Source organism: Flavobacterium sp. K5-23, from assembly GCF_023278045.1.
GTDB lineage: Bacteria > Bacteroidota > Bacteroidia > Flavobacteriales > Flavobacteriaceae > Flavobacterium.
In genome coordinates this window covers 1,893,612-1,915,209 of the sequence record NZ_CP056783.1, presented here as the reverse complement: position 1 = coordinate 1,915,209, position 21,598 = coordinate 1,893,612, and the positions used below count along the sequence as shown (strand labels likewise).

At 38.8% G+C, this 21,598-nt stretch carries 9 protein-coding genes, 2 tRNA genes and 3 rRNA genes; 3 read left to right on the top strand and 11 right to left on the bottom strand.

All coding sequences use genetic code 11. From position 1 onward, the window contains the following. Positions 1 to 130 precede the first annotated feature (130 nt). The 7 genes from rrf to FLAK523_RS08280 form a co-directional block, all read right to left on the bottom strand. Positions 131 to 240 (bottom strand): 5S ribosomal RNA (rrf, locus tag FLAK523_RS08310). A 148-nt stretch (positions 241 to 388) separates the two neighbouring features. Continuing rightward, positions 389 to 3,270: ribosomal RNA gene (locus FLAK523_RS08305) — 23S ribosomal RNA — on the bottom strand. Between the two features lie 190 nt (positions 3,271 to 3,460). Further along, positions 3,461 to 3,534, bottom strand: a tRNA-Ala gene (locus FLAK523_RS08300). A gap of 107 nt (positions 3,535 to 3,641) precedes the next feature. Then, a tRNA-Ile gene (locus FLAK523_RS08295) sits at positions 3,642 to 3,715 on the bottom strand. A gap of 126 nt (positions 3,716 to 3,841) precedes the next feature. Further along, a 16S ribosomal RNA gene (locus FLAK523_RS08290) occupies positions 3,842 to 5,353 on the bottom strand. Together the 16S, 23S and 5S rRNA genes with 2 tRNA genes alongside form the textbook arrangement of a ribosomal RNA operon. 844 nt (positions 5,354 to 6,197) lie before the next feature. Beyond that, entirely contained in the window at positions 6,198 to 6,554 is a 357-nt protein-coding gene (locus FLAK523_RS08285; protein ID WP_248902499.1) for a hypothetical protein, read from the bottom strand. 55 nt (positions 6,555 to 6,609) lie between these two features. After that, positions 6,610 to 7,788, bottom strand: a complete 1,179-nt coding sequence (locus FLAK523_RS08280; RefSeq protein WP_248902498.1) for an AIR synthase related protein — start codon at positions 7,786 to 7,788, stop codon at positions 6,610 to 6,612. 177 nt (positions 7,789 to 7,965) lie between these two features. Between FLAK523_RS08280 and speB the strand changes: the two genes are divergently transcribed. After that, positions 7,966 to 8,757 (top strand): agmatinase, encoded by a 792-nt coding sequence (gene speB / locus FLAK523_RS08275; protein ID WP_248902497.1) that lies wholly within the window; start codon positions 7,966 to 7,968, stop codon positions 8,755 to 8,757. A 145-nt stretch (positions 8,758 to 8,902) separates the two neighbouring features. Here speB and FLAK523_RS08270 read toward each other — a convergent pair whose 3' ends face one another. Both FLAK523_RS08270 and FLAK523_RS08265 read right to left on the bottom strand, forming a co-directional pair. Continuing rightward, positions 8,903 to 9,754, bottom strand: coding sequence for an OmpA family protein (locus FLAK523_RS08270; protein ID WP_248902496.1), 852 nt, complete (start codon positions 9,752 to 9,754; stop codon positions 8,903 to 8,905). Between the two features lie 106 nt (positions 9,755 to 9,860). Further along, positions 9,861 to 12,050 carry a glutamine synthetase III gene (locus FLAK523_RS08265; RefSeq protein ID WP_248902486.1) on the bottom strand — a complete coding sequence of 730 codons (2,190 nt, stop codon included), beginning with the start codon at positions 12,048 to 12,050 and terminating at the stop codon, positions 9,861 to 9,863. A 253-nt stretch (positions 12,051 to 12,303) separates the two neighbouring features. Here FLAK523_RS08265 and FLAK523_RS08260 point away from each other — a divergent pair, with 253 nt between their 5' ends. Both FLAK523_RS08260 and FLAK523_RS08255 read left to right on the top strand, forming a co-directional pair. Next, positions 12,304 to 13,332, top strand: coding sequence for a glutamine synthetase beta-grasp domain-containing protein (locus tag FLAK523_RS08260; protein WP_248902484.1), 1,029 nt, complete (start codon positions 12,304 to 12,306; stop codon positions 13,330 to 13,332). A gap of 453 nt (positions 13,333 to 13,785) precedes the next feature. Continuing rightward, the gene (locus FLAK523_RS08255) at positions 13,786 to 14,745 is read left to right on the top strand and encodes a TerC family protein (RefSeq protein ID WP_248902483.1); all 960 of its coding nucleotides are present in this window, start codon (positions 13,786 to 13,788) and stop codon (positions 14,743 to 14,745) included. Between the two features lie 73 nt (positions 14,746 to 14,818). Here the strand turns inward: FLAK523_RS08255 and FLAK523_RS08250 are convergent, their stop codons facing one another. Together FLAK523_RS08250 and FLAK523_RS08245 are read right to left on the bottom strand one after the other, a co-directional pair. Beyond that, positions 14,819 to 15,319, bottom strand: coding sequence for a hypothetical protein (locus FLAK523_RS08250; protein WP_248902482.1), 501 nt, complete (start codon positions 15,317 to 15,319; stop codon positions 14,819 to 14,821). Between the two features lie 244 nt (positions 15,320 to 15,563). After that, positions 15,564 to 20,510 (bottom strand): hypothetical protein, encoded by a 4,947-nt coding sequence (locus FLAK523_RS08245; protein ID WP_248902481.1) that lies wholly within the window; start codon positions 20,508 to 20,510, stop codon positions 15,564 to 15,566. Between the last annotated feature and the right edge of the window lie 1,088 nt (positions 20,511 to 21,598).

Genomic DNA, 21,598 nt, shown 5'->3' with positions numbered 1-21,598 from the left:
TAAGAAACGGGTTTTAGAATCTGTAACAAGTCCAGATTAAAGAAAGACGACAAGCCGAGCCGTTAGGCGAACACGTCGATCCTATGAAAAACAAAAAAAACCCTATCCAGTTTGGATAGGGTTTTCAAAAGAAAGGCGACGACATACTCTCCCACATAACTGCAGTACCATCTGCGCAGGCGGGCTTAACTACTCTGTTCGGGATGGGAAGAGGTGAGCCCCGCCGCAATAACCACCTTAAGGTTGTTATAATTGCTTTGGGCAATTATCATAATTATTAATTAACTAAAGTTAACTATCAATTACAAAATATCTTAACATACTGAGATAAAGAAAAAAGTATTTTTTAGAAAGTTTCTCCCTCCACGCCGAAGCGTGGAGGAAAAGTGTACATAAGCTTACGGGTTATTAGTACTACTCGACTATGACATTACTGCCTTTACATCTATAGCCTATCAACGTGGTCATCTCCCACGACCCTTAAAAGAAATCTCATCTTGTGGTGGGTTTCGCGCTTATATGCTTTCAGCGCTTATCCCTTCCAAACGTAGCTACTCTGCGATGCTCCTGGCGGAACAACAGATACACCAGAGGTTTGTCCAATTCGGTCCTCTCGTACTAGAATCAGATCCACTCAAATTTCTTGCGCCCACAGTAGATAGAGACCGAACTGTCTCACGACGTTCTGAACCCAGCTCGCGTGCCACTTTAATGGGCGAACAGCCCAACCCTTGGGACCTTCTCCAGCCCTGGATGTGACGAGCCGACATCGAGGTGCCAAACCCCCCCGTCGATATGAGCTCTTGGGGGAGATCAGCCTGTTATCCCCGGCGTACCTTTTATCCTTTGAGCGATGGCCCTTCCATGCGGAACCACCGGATCACTATGCTCTACTTTCGTACCTGATCGACCTGTATGTCTCTCAGTCAAGCTCCCTTATGCCATTGCACTCTACGCACGGTTACCAAGCGTACTGAGGGAACCTTTAGAAGCCTCCGTTACTCTTTTGGAGGCGACCACCCCAGTCAAACTACCCACCAAGCAATGTCCCCCGCGTTCGCGGGTTAGGCCTCAGACAAACAAAGGGTTGTATTTCAACAATGACTCCACAACGCCTAGCGACGCCACTTCACAGTCTCCAACCTATCCTACACATCATTTGTCCAAGGTCAATACTAAGCTATAGTAAAGGTGCACAGGGTCTTTTCGTCCCACTGCGGGTAAACGGCATCTTCACCGTTACTACAATTTCACCGAGCTCATGGCTGAGACAGTGTCCAGATCGTTACACCATTCGTGCAGGTCGGAACTTACCCGACAAGGAATTTCGCTACCTTAGGACCGTTATAGTTACGGCCGCCGTTTACTGGGGCTTCATTTCAATGCTTCTCCGAAGATAACATCTCCACTTAACCTTCCAGCACCGGGCAGGTGTCAGGCCCTATACTTCATCTTACGATTTTGCAGAGCCCTGTGTTTTGATAAACAGTCGCCTGGACCTCTTCACTGCGGCCACGCCGTAAAGCGTGGCGACCCTTCTCCCGAAGTTACGGGTCTATTTTGCCTAATTCCTTAGCCATGAATCTCTCGAGCACCTTAGGATTCTCTCCTCGACTACCTGTGTCGGTTTGCGGTACGGGTACTCATTACCTGAAGTTTAGAGGTTTTTCTTGGAAGCCCTTAGGCGCACTATCTCTTTGTCCGAAGACTCCGAGTACTATCGTATTTCCCCAAGATCTGTGGATTTGCCTGCAGATCTTATAGGTAGGTACTTCAACGAACTATTCCGTCAGTTCGCGGCGCTTTCATCACTCCGTCACCCCATCACAGTAATAAGTAGTACGGGAATATTAACCCGTTGTCCATCGACTGTCCCTTTCGGGTTCGCCTTAGGTCCCGACTAACCCACAGCTGATTAGCATAGCTGTGGAAACCTTAGTCTTTCGGTGTGCGGGTTTCTCGCCCGCATTATCGTTACTTATGCCTACATTTTCTTTTCTCACCAGTCCAGCATACCTTACGATACACCTTCTACCCTGTGAGAATGCTCCCCTACCACTCCATAATTTAATATGAAATCCATAGCTTCGGTAATACGCTTATGCCCGATTATTATCCACGCCGTCCGCTCGACTAGTGAGCTGTTACGCACTCTTTAAATGAATGGCTGCTTCCAAGCCAACATCCTAGCTGTCTATGCAGACAAACCTCGTTCTTTCAACTTAGCGTATATTTGGGGACCTTAGCTGATGGTCTGGGTTCTTTCCTCTCGGACTTGGACCTTAGCACCCAAGCCCTCACTGTTATGAAACATTATATAGCATTCGGAGTTTGTCAGGAATTGGTAGGCGGTGAAGCCCCGCATCCAATCAGTAGCTCTACCTCTATATAACTTTACGCATAACGCTGCACCTAAATGCATTTCGGGGAGTACGAGCTATTTCCGAGTTTGATTGGCCTTTCACCCCTACCCACAGGTCATCCGAAGACTTTTCAACGTCAACCGGTTCGGTCCTCCACTGTGTGTTACCACAGCTTCAACCTGCCCATGGGTAGATCACACGGTTTCGCGTCTAACACTACTGACTAAAGCGCCCTATTCAGACTCGCTTTCGCTACGGATCCGTGGCTTAACCACTTATCCTTGCCAGCAACGTTAACTCGTAGGCTCATTATGCAAAGGCACGCCGTCACCCCACGAAAGGGCTCCGACCGCTTGTAAGCGTATGGTTTCAGGATCTATTTCACTCCGTTATTCACGGTTCTTTTCACCTTTCCCTCACGGTACTGGTTCACTATCGGTCTCTCAGGAGTATTTAGCCTTAGCGGATGGTCCCGCCAAATTCAGACAGGATTTCTCGTGTCCCGCCCTACTCAGGATACCACTATCGTTATCTTCTATTACTTATACAGGGCTATCACCTTCTTTGGCTCTACTTTCCAGTAGATTCTAATTCTATCCGCAACAAATAACGTGGTCCTACAACCCCAACATTGCCGTAACAACATTGGTTTGGGCTAATCCGCGTTCGCTCGCCACTACTTACGGAATCACTTTTGTTTTCTTCTCCTCCGCCTACTTAGATGTTTCAGTTCAGCGGGTTTGCTCACCTATCGGTGTACTATGTCTTCAACATAGTGGGTTGCCCCATTCGGGTATCTACGGATCGATCGATGTGTGCTCGTCCCCGTAGCTTTTCGCAGCTTATCACGCCCTTCATCGCCTCTGAGAGCCTAGGCATTCCCCATACGCCCTTATTTTGCTTATTGTACCAATCTTAAAATCAATTAAGACCGTTTTTTTTCGATTTACTAAATAAATAGTAAATCTGCTTTCTACTTTTTATTATTTTCTTATCTCAATATGTCAATGAACTTTTTCTTTAGAATAAAGAACAAAGAAAATAGATAATAGACTAAGTCTATATTCTTTTCTCTAAATTCTATCTTCTTCAGATAGTGGAGAATAACGGAGTCGAACCGTTGACCCCCTGCGTGCAAGGCAGGTGCTCTAGCCAGCTGAGCTAATTCCCCAATACAGTTGGCAGTGTTCAGTATTCAGTTTTCAGTAACTTTACTTTACATCCAAATGAGTTGTGAATTGCTAACTCTAGATTCTTCTTTTATTTAAGTATAAATAGTTGTCTCGGACAGACTCGAACTGTCGACCCCTACATTATCAGTGTAGTACTCTAACCAGCTGAGCTACGAGACACTCTTATTCTTAAATTGTATTATTTGAACTAACAGCAAGAGTAATAAATTTTAATCTTTGTTTCCAATTTCTCTTTTCGTCTCTTTCCCTAGCGTGTTGATAAATCAACTAACACTAAGGCTCTAGAAAGGAGGTGTTCCAGCCGCACCTTCCGGTACGGCTACCTTGTTACGACTTAGCCCTAGTTACCAGTTTTACCTAGGCAGCTCCTTGCGGTCACCGACTTCAGGCACCCCAGCTTCCACGGCTTGACGGGCGGTGTGTACAAGGCCCGGGAACGTATTCACCGGATCATGGCTGATATCCGATTACTAGCGATTCCAGCTTCACGGAGTCGAGTTGCAGACTCCGATCCGAACTGAGAACGGTTTTGTAGATTCGCTCCTACTTGCGTAGTGGCTGCTCTCTGTACCGTCCATTGTAGCACGTGTGTAGCCCAAGGCGTAAGGGCCGTGATGATTTGACGTCATCCCCACCTTCCTCACAGTTTGCACTGGCAGTCTCGTTAGAGTTCCCGACATGACTCGCTGGCAACTAACAACAGGGGTTGCGCTCGTTATAGGACTTAACCTGACACCTCACGGCACGAGCTGACGACAACCATGCAGCACCTTGTAATTTGTCTTGCGAAAGATCTGTTTCCAAACCGGTCAAACTACATTTAAGCCTTGGTAAGGTTCCTCGCGTATCATCGAATTAAACCACATGCTCCACCGCTTGTGCGGGCCCCCGTCAATTCCTTTGAGTTTCAAACTTGCGTTCGTACTCCCCAGGTGGGATACTTATCACTTTCGCTTAGCCACTGAGATTGCTCCCAACAGCTAGTATCCATCGTTTACGGCGTGGACTACCAGTGTATCTAATCCTGTTCGCTACCCACGCTTTCGTCCATCAGCGTCAATCAATTAGTAGTAACCTGCCTTCGCAATTGGTATTCCATGTAATCTCTAAGCATTTCACCGCTACACTACATATTCTAGTTACTTCCTAATAATTCAAGTCAGACAGTATCAATGGCCGTTCCACCGTTGAGCGATGGGCTTTCACCACTGACTTATCTGACCGCCTACGGACCCTTTAAACCCAATGATTCCGGATAACGCTTGGATCCTCCGTATTACCGCGGCTGCTGGCACGGAGTTAGCCGATCCTTATTCTTACAGTACCGTCAAGCTCCGACACGTCGGAGGGTTTCTTCCTGTATAAAAGCAGTTTACAATCCATAGGACCGTCATCCTGCACGCGGTGGCTGGTTCAGGCTTGCGCCCATTGACCAATATTCCTCACTGCTGCCTCCCGTAGGAGTCTGGTCCGTGTCTCAGTACCAGTGTGGGGGATCTCCCTCTCAGGACCCCTACCCATCGTAGTCTTGGTAAGCCGTTACCTTACCAACTAACTAATGGGACGCATGCTCATCTTTTACCGTTGTGACTTTAATTACATCCTGATGCCAGGTCGTAATACTATGAGGTATTAATCCAAATTTCTCTGGGCTATCCCTCTGTAAAAGGTAGATTGCATACGCGTTACGCACCCGTGCGCCGGTCTCTAGGAAGCAAGCTCCCTATACCCCTCGACTTGCATGTGTTAAGCCTGCCGCTAGCGTTCATCCTGAGCCAGGATCAAACTCTTCATCGTATATTATGCGAATCAAATTGCTTTGATTCTATTTATGTTTGACTGAAGATCTATCGGTTTTTTCAAATCTCTCGATTCATTACTCTTTATTCTTGTGTTCTTGAAATCTCTCTCAAAAACGGCTGTCAATTCAATATGTCTAGGAACGTGTTCTTCTTGTTTTTAAACCTCTTAAAACACTTAGCGTGTTTCTCGAAGCGGGTGCAAAGATACTATCTTCTTTTTAATCTCGCAAGCGTTTTGAAAAGTTTTTTTTTAGAAACTTTCGTTTCTCTTTTTCTTTCTTTTTAAACCCGGTTTCCCGTGTTTCGCTTACTCAATTTGTTAATGAACTTGTTTGCTATTGCGGGTGCAAAACTACCTCCTTTTTTCAGTTATTCAAGCTTTTTAAACGCTTTTTTTTGATGTTTTTTTTTCTTTTATTTTAAATTGCTTAAAACGTGGTTGTTGAAAGCAAAAGTTTTTCCTCTCTCTTATTACTACCGAAGGAAAGATAGTATTTACGAGAGTGGTTTGTGAAGATTGATGGGGATTTGCTGAAATTTAAAACTAAAAAAGAAAGATTCCAGCCTACAGAAGAACGGAAGATTTGAGAATATTGTAGTTGATTTAAATCATAACTCATATAATGAATAAGAAATAATGCCTCAAAACAAAGTTTGGATTCCGAGATTGCGTTAGGGATAGAAGTGAAAAGCCCACAGTCCCGCCTTTTTTTTGGCGGGACGAGGACTTGTAACGGATAGCCCGACCTATTATAAAAAAAAAGAGACTATTCCTTATATATAGGTATAGTCTCTTTTTTTTTATAATGGGGAACGCCCAAATAATTTACACATTCGAATTATTCGTTCATTTCATCGTATCGCTCCGGAACCTGTGGGTCATAAAGTGGACATTTAAATTCCTCCATAATATTTACCAAGGCATCCATTGTCTTCCCTTCGGTACCATAACAATCAATTTGTATGCTTTGAGGGGTAGTCTTTACTTGAAAAGCACCTACTCCACTGTTGTTTTTCCAACTGTTATCATCTACTTTTTCCCATTTAGAAAATACTGAAGCGATTCTATTCAAGATGATCTGAACAGGAAGCTCCTCTAAACCGTCTATAGCAGCTTGATCTTCCAAAGCTTCATAAACCTCATGGTGATTTAAATAAACGCCTTCTAAATATTTCCAAAAAAGTAATTCGTACATAACAATTTGTTTTTTTTTAGTCAAACATATCTAACAACAGGATACGCAGCTATAATTAATATTCGAAAGTTCCGTATTCGCTAGTGATAGTCAGTTTCTTACCATCTGCAGCTTCAACTCTACCCACGATTTGAGCATCGACATTGAATGATTTTGAAATGGCAATTATATCCTGGGCAACCGCTTCAGGAACATACAATTCCATACGGTGACCACAATTGAATACTTGGTACATTTCTTTCCAATCTGTTTTTGACTGCTCTTGTATCAATTGAAACAAAGGAGGTACCGGAAACAAATTGTCTTTTATAATATGTAAGTTCTCTACGAAATGTAAAATCTTAGTTTGTGCTCCACCACTACAGTGTACCATTCCGTGAATTTCATTAGCATCGTAAGAGTCTAAAATTTTCTTAATAATTGGCGCATAGGTACGAGTTGGTGAAAGAACCAATTGTCCCGCATCGATTGGGCTGTTTTCCACAGCATCAGTTAATTTTACCTGACCTGAATAAATCAAATCCTCAGGAACAGCAGCGTCAAAACTTTCTGGGTATTTAGTCGCCAAATATTTAGCGAATACATCATGACGAGCAGATGTAAGTCCGTTACTTCCCATTCCTCCATTATAGCTTTTCTCGTATGTAGCCTGACCAAAAGAAGCCAATCCTACAATAACGTCTCCAGCCTTGATGTTTGCGTTATCAATAACTTTGGAACGCTTCATTCTTGCAGTTACTGTAGAATCCACAATAATAGTTCGAACGATATCACCTACATCAGCAGTTTCACCACCAGTAGAATGAATTGTTACCCCAAATGAATCTAACTCTTTTATCAATTCCTCAGTACCATTGATGATCGCTGAAATCACATCGGCAGTAATTAGGTTTTTATTTCTTCCTATTGTGGATGAAAGCAAAATATTATCAGTTGCCCCTACACACAATAAATCGTCAATATTCATTATCAACGCATCCTGAGCAATACCTTTCCAAACTGTTATATCGCCGGTTTCCTTCCAATACATATATGCCAAAGAGGATTTAGTACCCGCTCCGTCAGCATGCATAATAAGACAATAGTCTTCATCTTGGGTTAAATAATCTGGGACAATTTTACAAAAAGCTTGAGGGAACAAACCTTTGTCTATATTTTTTATGGCGTTATGCACATCTTCTTTGGATGCCGAAACGCCTCTAAGTGCGTATCTTTTTGAAGTATCTGAACTCATGAAATTATTGGTGTTGTGTGCGGCAAAGATAATTATTTTTTGGGTTTAGCCTATTGCGTTTTCGCAAGTGTTTTATAAAAAACAATATATTTATAAGGAATTAGGTTATTTCGCTAGAATTGATTCATCATAATATTCCAAAAACAAAATAGACACAAACTATAAACACATTTAATTATGATAAAACTAATAGGCATCCCATTTGACGGAAACTCCTCTTTTTTAAAAGGCCCTGCAATGGCTCCACCTCGCATACGACTGATGGACAGCGATGGTTCAGCCAATTCATTTGCCGAGAACGGGACTGAAATTACAAACAACAAAAGTTACTCAGACAAAGGAGACATTGTTTTCAGTAATATGAATCCTGAATCAGTTTATAAAACCATCAAGAAAAAAATACAAGATGAACTATTAAGTGATGATAAAATAATCTGTTTTGGAGGAGATCACTCTGTTTCGTTTCCAATAATCGAGGCCTTTTCAGAAAAACACAAGGATTTAAATATTCTACATTTTGATGCACATGCAGATCTGTATGATAATTTTGATGACAATCTATATTCGCACGCTTCCCCTTTTGCCCGACTGATGGAAATGGGAACTATAAAGTCCCTGACGCAAGTAGGTATTCGAACTTTTAATACCCATCAAAAAGAACAAGCAAATCGTTTTGGGGTAAAAGTCATCGAAATGAAAGACTTCAATTTTGACTTCATCAAAGAATTGCAATTCCCGTTGTACATTTCATTGGATTTAGATGTACTTGACCCTGCTTTTGCACCAGGAATCTCTCATCATGAACCAGGCGGAATGTCAACTCGTGAATTGATAAAAATCATACAATCGATTTCTGGAGAAATTGTTGGTGCGGATATTGTGGAATACAATCCAACACGAGACATAAACAATATGACTGCTATGGTGGCATATAAACTTTTCAAGGAATTAGTGGCGAAAATGAGTTGATTATTTTCGATACTTTCATTTAATAAAATTGAAATTATAAAAACAAGAGGATAACAACCTAAGTCATTATCCTCTTCCTTTAAAATAGTAAACAACAACGACTCCTAACAAGAAAAACAAAGACTCGTAAAAAACATATTAAAATTTATTTTTTCATGATTTTAATTTCAACTCTTCGGTTTTTCAAACGCTCTTCTTCATTTTTTTCTGGCAATGCATAAATTGGTCTTGTACTCCCAAAGCCTCTGTGGCCTAATCTGGCTGTAGCAATTCCGTTTTTTATTAAATAATCAAATACGAATTTGGATCTCCGATAGGAAAGTTTAACATCATTAGGATTATTATTGCAACATATATGACCGTGAATTTCAATATTTAACTTCGGGTTTGACTTAAGGATACCTAGGAGATTTAAAAGTATGGGTTCTGATCTTTCGGTTATTTTTTCAGAATTAAAATGAAAATTCAAATTTTCTAATCGGATAAGATCTCCAGCCTTGGCTTTACTAATTTCATTCTTTAAACTGTTTTCTGTATCTAATGAACTGATTAATGGATTGTCTTTTTGTCTCTTTTGTACAATTAAAACATTCACCCCATTCGTTTCATTATCTTTACTTTTTAATTTTTCGACATAATAGATTACTACTTTTCGATTCTCACTTAACACTTTTGAAGGCTCGAAATCTTCCCCATAACCATTGATTTCAAAATCTTTACTTAACTGGACATTATTAAATCTGATAAGTGACAACACATTATTAGCTCTTCTGGATGACAATTCCTTATTATATAAGTTTGTATCCACACTATCACAGTACCCGTAAATTTTCAAGACCTCTTTATCCTTTGATTTTACCAACCAATTATTGAAATCTAAATTCGATTTTTCATTAATTACGTCTCTATTAAAATCAAAAAACAGCTCTAGTTTTTCTTGTCCAGAAACAGAAATCAAATTAAAAAACAAAAAAACTAAACAAATCCTTACTCTCATAGTTACCCAAATTATATATCGTAAATAACGTACAAAAAAATGAAATCGTATAAAAAAACCCGATACATTAAAAATGTATCGGGTTAAATAGTATATGGAATTGTTGTTATTTAGTAAACAACAACTCTCTGTATTTAGTCAAAGTCCATAATTCATTATCAACTAAAAGCTCCAGTTTATCACAGTGCTCACGGATAATATCAAAATAAGGTTTAACATTATCACAGTAAGCTTCAGCCATTTCTTGTGCATCAGTCATTACATTTGCTTTCTTTCTTTCATTTGTCATTTCAAGTACCTTAGAATTAATTCCTTCAATGTGTCTTGAAATGTCTTTTATAATTATGATTTGCTCCTTAGCGATAGTTTCAAATTCAGCACCAAAAATATCTTTTAATCCTTTTACATTTTCGATTAATGTATTTTGGTAACGAATGGCTGTAGGAATTACGTGATTTGTTGAAATATCACCTAAAACTCTACCTTCAATTTGGATTTTCTTAGTGTACTCTTCCAATTCAATTTCGTAACGGGCTTCCATTTCAATATGGTTCATAATCCCCATTTCAGAGAATAAATCCAAAGCCTGTTTAGAAACTCTTGCTTTTAATGCTTTTGGTGTAGTTTTAAAGTTACTCAAACCTCTTTTTCCAGCTTCAATTTCCCAAGCCTCACTATATCCATCACCTTCAAAAAGGATTTTTTTAGAATGTTTGATATACTCTCTTAAAACATTAAAGATTGCATCATCTTTCTTCATGTCTTTAGTTTCGATCAAAGCATCCACTTCTTTTTTGAAATCTTTCAATTGTTTTGCAACAATGGTATTCAAAGTAGTCATTGCATTCGAACAGTTAGCCGTAGAACCTACCGCTCTAAACTCAAATTTATTTCCTGTAAAGGCAAAAGGAGACGTTCTGTTTCTATCCGTGTTGTCCAAAATTACTTCTGGAATCTTACCAACTACATTTAGTTTTAAATCTGTTTTTTCTTCAGGAGATAATTTTCCAGTAGTCACTCCTTCTAACTCTTCTAAAACTTTAGTCAATTGAGCTCCAATAAATACAGAAATAATTGCCGGTGGCGCTTCATTAGCCCCTAATCTATGGTCATTACTTGCTGTAGCAATCGCTGCTCTTAATAATGTTTCGTTATCATTAACTGCTTTAATTGTATTGATAAAGAAAGTTAAAAATTGCAAATTAGTCATAGGAGTTTTACTAGGACTCAATAAATTTACCCCTGTATCTGTCGCTAATGACCAGTTATTATGTTTCCCTGAACCGTTAACTCCTTTAAATGGTTTCTCATGTAATAACACTTTTAAATCATGACGTTCAGCCACTTTTTGCATTACATCCATTAATAGACAGTTGTGATCAACGGCAAGGTTTGTTTCTTCAAAAATTGGTGCAAACTCAAATTGGTTTGGAGCCACCTCATTATGACGGGTTTTAACCGGTATACCTAACAACATACATTCTTGTTCTAAATCTCTCATATAAACTAATGCACGAGTTGGGATAGAACCAAAATAGTGGTCGTCTAATTGTTGTCCTTTTGCAGAAGTATGTCCTAGCAAAGTTCTTCCTGTCATCATAAGATCAGGACGAGATTCAGCTAATGATCTGTCGATTAAGAAATATTCTTGTTCCCATCCAAGGGTAGCTGTAACTTTTTTTACATTTTTGTCAAAATATTTACATACATCAGTAGCAGCTTCATCCATAACGGTTAAAGCTCTTAAAAGAGGTGTTTTATAATCTAAAGCCTCACCTGTGTAAGAAATAAAAACGGTTGGAATACATAAAGTAGTCCCATATATAAATGCTGGAGACGTTGGATCCCAAGCAGTGTATCCTCTTGCTTCGAATGTATTTCTAATTCCTCCATTTGGAAAACTAGAAGCATCCGGTTCTTGTTGCACTAATTGTGCTCCACCAAATTTTTCAACTGGATCGCTTCCATCATATGATGTCTCAAAAAAAGCATCGTGTTTTTCAGCGGTTGCACCAGTAAGCGGTTGAAACCAGTGTGTATAATGAGTTACTCCCTTAGAAAGTGCCCATTCTTTCATACCCATAGCAATATAATCTGCTAATTTTCTATCTATTTTAGTTCCGTGCTGAACAGCACCTTGAACTCCTTTAAAAGCATCCGAAGTCAAATACTGCTTCATTGCCTTATCATTAAACACATTTGAACCGAAAATAGCAGACTTTCTTCCTGATTCTTCAAATTGAACTGGTTTTCTTGTAGAAGCTTCTCTCAAAGCTTGGAAACGTAATGTTGACATATAGACAAATTTTATTTTGTTAATAAATAGTGGGCAAATATAAGAAATAAAAACCAAAAACTAAGAATTAACCATTGTGAATTTAATTTTAAAACGCCCTTAAAACTGTTTTTTAATAATTTTACCCCTGTAAAAATACTCAAATTAGAAAAATTAATACACTTCAATAAATACTACCCCCTATTTTTTAATCATTAAGAAAAAGATTTTATATTTGCACCCAAGAAAAATTACAGATATAATATAAACTATCATGGCTAAAATAAAACTAGAATACATTTGGTTAGACGGATACGAACCAACTCAAAACCTTAGAAGTAAAACTAAAGTGGAAGAGCACGAAAACTTCAAAGGAACATTAGAAGAAATAGGAAACTGGTCTTTTGATGGTTCGTCTACAAAACAAGCAGAAGGTGGTGCTTCTGACTGTTTATTAGTGCCTGTTGCGATTTACCCTGATCCAACACGTATCAATGGATATTTAGTTATGACAGAAGTTATGTATGCTGATGGTACGCCACACGCATCTAACGGTAGAGCAACTATTGATGATGACGGAGATTTCTGGTTTGGTTTTGAGCAAGAGTATTTCATTATGGATACTAAAACATTATTGCCATTAGGATTCCCTATAGGTGGATATCCAGCACCACAAGGAATGTACTACTGTTCAGTAGGAGGAAAAAATACCCATGGACGAAAATTTGTTGAAGAACATGCCGATTTATGTATTGCTGCTGGTCTTAATTTCGAAGGTATTAACCAAGAAGTTGCTTGCGGACAATGGGAATTCCAATTATTTGCAAAAGGAGCAAAAATTGCAGGTGATGAAATCTGGATTGCTAGATACTTACTTGATCGACTTACTGAAAAATACGGTTACTATATTGAATACCATCCAAAACCATTAGGTGATACAGACTGGAATGGTTCTGGAATGCATGCTAATTTCTCAAATGAAGTTTTAAGAACTTGTGGTTCTCAGGAAACATACGAAGCAATATGCGAGGCTTTCCGCCCAGTAGTTGAAGAACATATTGCTGTTTACGGAGCATATAACGACCTTCGTTTAACCGGTAAACATGAAACTGCTTCTATTCATGATTTCTCTTATGGAATTTCAGATAGAGGAGCTTCAATCAGAATACCAATTATCACTGTTCAAAAAGGATGGAAAGGATGGCTTGAAGACAGAAGACCAGCTTCAAACGGTGATCCATATAAAATTGCCGCAAGAATTATTAAGACCGTTAACTCTGCTTTAGTAGAAGAGCTAGTATAATTCTATATTCTTTAAAATACCCAGAAGTGCTTTTGTAATGAAAGCACTTTTTTTATGTGAAAAATAATGTATTAACAATCAAATTAAACAATCAAAAGGTATATTTGTTGTTCAAATAAAACCATTTGTTAATATACTTTAGTCCAATGTTTTTTTGTCTTTTCGAGCGCAATGTCATTAAGTTAAGGGTTCGTCAGTTCGAGTTGAGTAATAATTTGCGATAGAAAATTATCACGAAGTATCGAGAACCCTTTTGTTTTAAAGGCTTCTCGATACAATTTCAAACATTAAAGCTATCGCATTAATGTTTGAAATCACTCGAAGTGACGAGTGATTCAACTTAACTTAATGAGCTTAACATCGAGTGCAGTTGAGATACTGTATTGGTTCTCGACTGCCCTAGAACTGACAATCGGACTAATTTATAAACATAAGTGGTGTAAAACCTGTTTTATGATTGTATGGCTTTCTTTTTTAACTCTTGTTATATTATTTCTGGCATTAGATTTAGGTGTTTTCAATAAAACACCACATATAATAAACTCTAAGGAAGCAGCGAAGTGGACTGCTGTCTGGGTCACACTATCCTTCTTGTTTTCCGGAGTTATTTATTGGTTATACCTCAACAATTACATTTCTAATCCAGATAATTTAAAACCTGGAGCTGCCGCAATTAAATATATTACTGGATATCTAATTGAACTTTCTCTAAGCATCGACAACATATTTGTTATTGCCATTATCTTCTCTTCTTTCAAAATTCCAAAAAAATATCAGCATCGGGTATTGTTTTGGGGAATTTTAGGAGCGATTATTTTTAGGGGTTTAATGATCTATTTTGGGGTACTTCTAATCCACAAATTTATTTGGGCTACCTATATATTAGGTGCATTCTTAATATATACCGCTATGAAAATGCTGTTTGTAGACGGAGAAGAAAAATTCGAGCCTAAAAATTCATTAGTTTACAGAATGTTACGAAAGATTATTCCTATCACAAGTCATATCGACGGTGAACATTTTTTCGTTAAGCGAAGACATACTACTGCGGCAACTCCCCTTTTTGTTGCCTTAATAGTTATCGAAGTTATGGACGTCGTTTTTGCGATTGACAGTGTACCGGCTATTCTAGCCATAACTAGTGATCCTTTTCTAGTATTCAGTTCGAATATTTTTGCAATACTTGGCTTGCGATCTATGTATTTCTTCTTGGCTAATATGTTAGAAAGATTCAATTATCTGGAATTTAGTCTTATAGCCATTTTGAGCTTTGTAGGTTTAAAAATGCTGCTTCACGATTTTATGGAGATCCCGGAATGGGCGTCTTTAGCTTTTATAGCTGTAGCTCTTCTAACTGGAATTGTGGTTTCATTAAAAATGAACAATGGGAAAACAACTGAAGAAGTATCTTAACCCAAAAAACAATAGCGCATAAAAAAAGGAAATCTTTCGATTTCCTTTTTTTATGCGCTATGAATCTAATTAATTAAAAATCAATTTTTTGGATTTGAGTTTCATCTAATTTTAAAGCAGCCATTACATCAGCCAAACTGTTTTTGTTTATTGAAGTAGAAAAACTCGCAGGAACAATCACTATTCTTAATACCTGATTCAACCTGAAATCTGTGGAAACGGATTGTAAATCATTCCCTACCATAAAAACACTTACATCGGTTCTAGTATAATCAAAATTATAGCCAAAATCACGTGTTCCATCATTAAAATAATACGTTTCCGGTAATAATTTCCAGATGTCCTTCCCTTGACTCACTCCAGACAATCGATATACTAAAACTACATCCGAAGGAAATATCGCAGGATTCAACTGAATAAACCTACTGTAATTATTAGTTGAATTAAAAGAAGCATTCACTTCAAAAACTTCACTAATGGTGTTGTTATCTACATAAACTGTATCATCAACAACAGTACAACTTTGCAAACTGAACAGTCCTGCAATGGCCAAAAGGGTAAATATCTTTTTCATAATTTTATTTTTTAAAGGTTATCTTTTTATACACTATCCATTAACTGTGCCAAAGTTTGTTTTTGAATAAAATCATTATTTTACAAATCCGATCTCGAAACGCGGGGAGAAGAATCTACACAGAGTTATTCAACAGCATTTTGTCATTTCGATCCGCTGCGGCGGAAGAAATTACATCAAATTGATAAACGCAAAAAAGCATCCGCGAAAACGGATGCTTTTCATTTTAAATTAAACGGTTAAACTATTTAGAAGACATTACTTTTTTAGTACTGCTTCCTCTATCAGTAGTTAGTTTCACAATAAAAACCTGCTCTTGACCTCTATTTACATTAAGGCTTAGTGAGATTTCTTTATTCAAATAACTATTAGTATCGTTTTTAGAAAGTATTAAAATACCTTGTGCATTAAATACTTCTATTTTAACGTCAGATTGATAATCAAAATCATATCTAATAGTCAATTGATCTTCGAAAGGAACTGGACTGGCGGTGAAGCCGGCAAGTTCGATTTTTGAAGTCGTGCTAGAATTTCCTGGTTTAGGAGGACATTCAACAATCCAACCTTTGAATATAGCACATTCGTCAAACACTTCATTTATGGAACCAACGGCACCTGCAATTTCAGATAATGATACATCATCCTCAGAGTTTTTAATTCCGTCAACATTAGCTAAAGCTCGGTTTGCCAAATCTAACAATCCGGCAACAGTTTTATCACCTTTGATAGCCTCAATAACAGCAGCACTGAATGTTCTACGAGTATACTCATTTTCTGTTGGTATCCAAATATTGTTTTCATCATAATAACCACATATCTCATCTTTTGTAACTGAAGTACCACATCCACCAACCGGTTTGGCTGTTGCCAAAGTACCTGCTTGTAATATAAATGCACCTAATTCAGATGGACTGGTAATATTAACATTTAATGCCAAAGCAATGGTTTGTGATAGAAGTACGTTGTTGATTTTACCATTTTTCAAATAAGAACTTGGCAATGCACAAATGTTAATATCATCTGCTACACCAAGCTCTTTGGCTTTACCTCCACCTGGCAATACATCAATGATACAACTTTCATCCCCTAAATTCATGATAACGGAATGACCAGGTTTACCTACTCTAATTGAATATCCGGCATTAGTTAATGCCTGCGTAATTAGATCAGCAGTAGGAATTCCACCTGTTGTGCCATCACAATATTTACCTCCGGAATTACCATAAGCTCCTTGAGTATAAGTACATAAAGGACCTCCGCAAGTTTCAATTAATACAGAAACGGCCTCGATATCGTAACAACTTGCAGTCGTTGTGGCTTTTATATAATATGTTCCAGATACTGATACCGCATTTGGATTTGCCAACTCTACTGTTGCACTTGCATTAGTCCAATAAGTCAAGGTTGCTCCATACAATGTACTTCCTACTGTTACTGATGCAGCAGTTAAATCAACTGTCAATGGAGAACAAACTGATGCTGGGTTTGTAACAATTAAAATTGGATTCGGATTTACTGTAGCAACCACTTCTGTTCTTGGTCCCTCACAACCAGCAGCACTGGTACAGGAAACATAGTAAGAAGTTGTAGTGCTTATACTAGCTGTAACGAATGGTGAACCTGTACCTAAAGATGAACCTCCACTTGAAGCAGCGTACCAATTAAGTGTACCTGTACAACCTGAAGCAGTCAAACTTACTGTACCTGTTCCGCAACGGGAGTTTGGTCCAGCTGTAGGAGCACCCGGTATTGCATTAATAGTAGCAACCACTTCTGTTCTTGGTCCCTCACAACCAGCAGCACTGGTACAGGAAACATAGTAAGAAGTTGTAGTGCTTATACTAGCTGTAACGAATGGTGAACCTGTACCTAAAGATGAACCTCCACTTGCAGCAGCGTACCAATTAAGTGTACCTGTACAACCTGAAGCAGTCAAACTTACTGTACCTGTTCCGCAACGGGAGTTTGGTCCAGCTGTAGGAGCACCCGGTCCTGGATTAATAGTAGCAACCACTTCTGTTCTTGGTCCCTCACAACCAGCAGCACTGGTACAGGAAACATAGTAAGAAGTTGTAGTGCTTATACTAGCTGTAACGAATGGTGAACCTGTACCTAAAGATGAACCTCCACTTGAAGCAGCGTACCAATTAAGTGTACCTGTACAACCTGAAGCAGTCAAACTTACTGTACCTGTTCCGCAACGGGAGTTTGGTCCAGCTGTAGGAGCACCCGGTATTGCATTAATAGTAGCAACCACTTCTGTTCTTGGTCCCTCACAACCAGCAGCACTGGTACAGGAAACATAGTAAGAAGTTGTAGTGCTTATACTAGCTGTAACGAATGGTGAACCTGTACCTAAAGATGAACCTCCACTTGAAGCAGCGTACCAATTAAGTGTACCTGTACAACCTGAAGCAGTCAAACTTACTGTACCTGTTCCGCAACGGGAGTTTGGTCCAGCTGTAGGAGCACCCGGTATTGCATTAATAGTAGCAACCACTTCTGTTCTTGGTCCCTCACAACCAGCAGCACTGGTACAGGAAACATAGTAAGAAGTTGTAGTGCTTATACTAGCTGTAACGAATGGTGAACCTGTACCTAAAGATGAACCTCCACTTGCAGCAGCGTACCAATTAAGTGTACCTGTACAACCTGAAGCAGTCAAACTTACTGTACCTGTTCCGCAACGGGAGTTTGGTCCAGCTGTAGGAGCACCCGGTCCTGGATTAATAGTAGCAACCACTTCTGTTCTTGGTCCCTCACAACCAGCAGCACTGGTACAGGAAACATAGTAAGAAGTTGTAGTGCTTATACTAGCTGTAACGAATGGTGAACCTGTACCTAAAGATGAACCTCCACTTGAAGCAGCGTACCAATTAAGTGTACCTGTACAACCTGAAGCAGTCAAACTTACTGTACCTGTTCCGCAACGGGAGTTTGGTCCAGCTGTAGGAGCACCCGGTATTGCATTAATAGTAGCAACCACTTCTGTTCTTGGTCCCTCACAACCAGCAGCACTGGTACAGGAAACATAGTAAGAAGTTGTAGTGCTTATACTAGCTGTAACGAATGGTGAACCTGTACCTAAAGATGAACCTCCACTTGAAGCAGCGTACCAATTAAGTGTACCTGTACAACCTGAAGCAGTCAAACTTACTGTACCTGTTCCGCAACGGGAGTTTGGTCCAGCTGTAGGAGCACCCGGTATTGCATTAATAGTAGCAACCACTTCTGTTCTTGGTCCCTCACAACCAGCAGCACTGGTACAGGAAACATAGTAAGAAGTTGTAGTGCTTATACTAGCTGTAACGAATGGTGAACCTGTACCTAAAGATGAACCTCCACTTGCAGCAGCGTACCAATTAAGTGTACCTGTACAACCTGAAGCAGTCAAACTTACTGTACCTGTTCCACAACGGGAATTTGGTCCTGCTGTAGGGGCTCCTGGTACTGCATTCACAGTAATAGTAAATTCAGCTTTACTAAAACAGGCAGCATTCGTTGTACCACCTCGAACATAGATTTTTTTCGTAACACCTGCTAGCACAGGGTAAAAATCTTTTGAAGGGGAAGATGCTGAAGTAATCGCGTTAGTCCCCGCATCTCTATCTTCCTCTGTTGCATAGAATGTTATAGTTCCATCACCCACAACAATAATCCTATCATCAAAATCAAATGTTTGATTGTTGTCGGAATTTGCACAAACAGTAAGATCTAACGGGGTTATTCCTGGTGGAGCAATAGTATTCCCAAACGGGAACGGTCCCGCAAAATCTTTCAGCTCGCTGGTAAAAGAATCTGACTGTCCACCGGCAGAACTACGGGTCTTAACCAATAAACTACCCAGTATATTTTCACAAGGATTTTCAGATCCTCTTTTATCCAAACCAAAAGCGGAAAGATTAATACCGATTTCTACGTGCTGAAAGGATTGATATTCATTAGAAAATGTCGCTTTCTCACCAAACAAGGTTCCCCAAGGTGTTGCAAGGGTACTTCCCTCTGCATTGACCCTTCCAAAAATATTTGTGTCCTGATCCTTAGCTTCAATACGTCCATATCCAAAATTTCCACTGCCTTCCCCTTTCACAAAAGTACCAGGGACTACGTTAAAAGGCCTAGCTAATGGTAATGAATTAACACTATTAAAAACGGACTCTTCCATCCATACCCTAATCCTCACATCCGCTTTGGTACCCCCGTTTTCATAATCAATCGAAACAATTATGGACCCTGGAACGTCAACAGTTCCATTATCATTAAAAGTGAATGCCGTACGGCCTCCTTCAGTATAAAGTCCGGTAATGGGGTCTTTTGTGCCCGTATTCACGAATTGTGTGCCTTCTTGATTGATGGTCACCAGGGTTCGGAAGAATTCAAAATCAATATGTTTGCTACCAGAAGTTTCCCTTAGCGTGGCCGCAGCAAAGGCCCAAAGTGTTGAAAAAGGTGTGCCTTTGGCTTCATCTGGTTCTCCTACTCCTCTTAAATGTGCCATCACATCAATGATGTCGTCTTTTTGGGGAACACTTCCTGATCCAAGAACCCAAGTATTCGGGTTGTCAGAGTTCTTGTCTGCCGTGGAGGTAAAAATACTGGAATCCTTATTCCCCTGGGCGCTATTTCCATCCCTGCCATACACTGCGTCTATCCATAAATAGTCAACTATATTATTATCCTTATCAAGACCAGGAACAAAGCTAAGAGGAGGAAATGACTGCCTTTTTACAAAGGAAGTATTGCTGTTTGCATTAATTGCAGCAACAATATCAAATGTTGGATTACCAACCACGCCGGTAAGGCTTTGCTCAATAACACCTAAGCCGGAACCATTAAATGGGCTTGGCGGAGGAGTTGGAACCACTATCTTAAACCAGTCATCCGTACCTGTAAGAGGAGTGAGGGGGTGAGGAATTGGGGGTGGGGGATCCAGATTGCCAAATTGCACAAGGTTTGCATATGCATCGCCATCAACACCGAAGCCAGCCTTGACAGCAGATGACCCAACAAACTGCCCATAGGAATTGGAACTAAAACCTAACCCTAAAAGCAGCAACGTTCCATAAAAAACGAGCTTTTTAGTGAACGCATTCGTCCAAAAAAAGCTCGAAAAACCTGCTTTGAGATAGCAGGAAAAAGTGTACCAATATTTCAGCACACTTTTAATCGTGTAAAAAATAGTATTTTTCATAATAATAGTATTTTTATTCCATAAGTTATATTAAGCAGGCTATTGAGAGAGTTGGGGAAACAAGTATAAAAAAATCATCTTCATAAACCTTTTTATGAAGTACACATCATCCAAAGGAGAGTCAATTGAAAATAAAACCAGACGCATCCTTCAGCAATAAGAGAGTCATTTATGATAAACGACTTTTAAAGTTATAATTAAACGAATAGGTTAAAAACAGGAGTTTTCAAACTTGGGGGAGAAAACCTGCACAAAACAAGACAGCTTCCAAAAAAAATTATGAAGTGTGCTGTTATCCAAAGGGTCTTTTTATTATGGGGAGGAATAAAATAAAAGCCTTTTACTAACCAACAAAGTCATTTTTTAAAACAACTTAAAACCCTAATACAAAATAATTAGCATCGAAATTAATAAAGAAGGTTAAAAACAAAAGTTTCCAAACTTGGGGAGAAAACTTGTAGGGAACGAAACATCTTCAAAAATTAAATTTATGAAGTATCACATCATCAAAGGCTGTTTTTATGGGGGAAATAAAAACTAAAATCCTTATTTTTATATCAAAAGCTGTTTTATAAAACAACCTAAAATGAATTTATCTGTTACCCAAAGTTAGTTGTTAAACTAAAAAAAGGCAATAAAAACAAAGAGAGATAAGGTAACATTCTACTTTTTCCGATGAAATGCACAGTTCATTAAGAAAAGCATTACACGAATAATATATTAACAATGAAGTACTCGTTAACTAATTGAATATGAGTTGATTGCGTATTGTATTACATACGTTTTGTTAAACCTAAAATAGTGTTAAACTTCTAAAAATAAATCTAACAGATTCACATTTAATTAATTTAGCGTTGATTTTTCGATAAAAAATTATGATAAAAAACTCATTATCCTAAATTCTTAAAATTGATTCTCATTTTTTAAAATTCCCAAATAACATTCTGGATTTTAACATCTTTTTTTTTAATGAGGACAAAAACTTGGAGTGAACTGCAAATAATTTAAAAAAAGACAACATTGCTGAAAGAAGGAATCTCCACACAGTTTGTCATTCCGTACAGTTTGCCATTGCTTCGCCAGTTCGT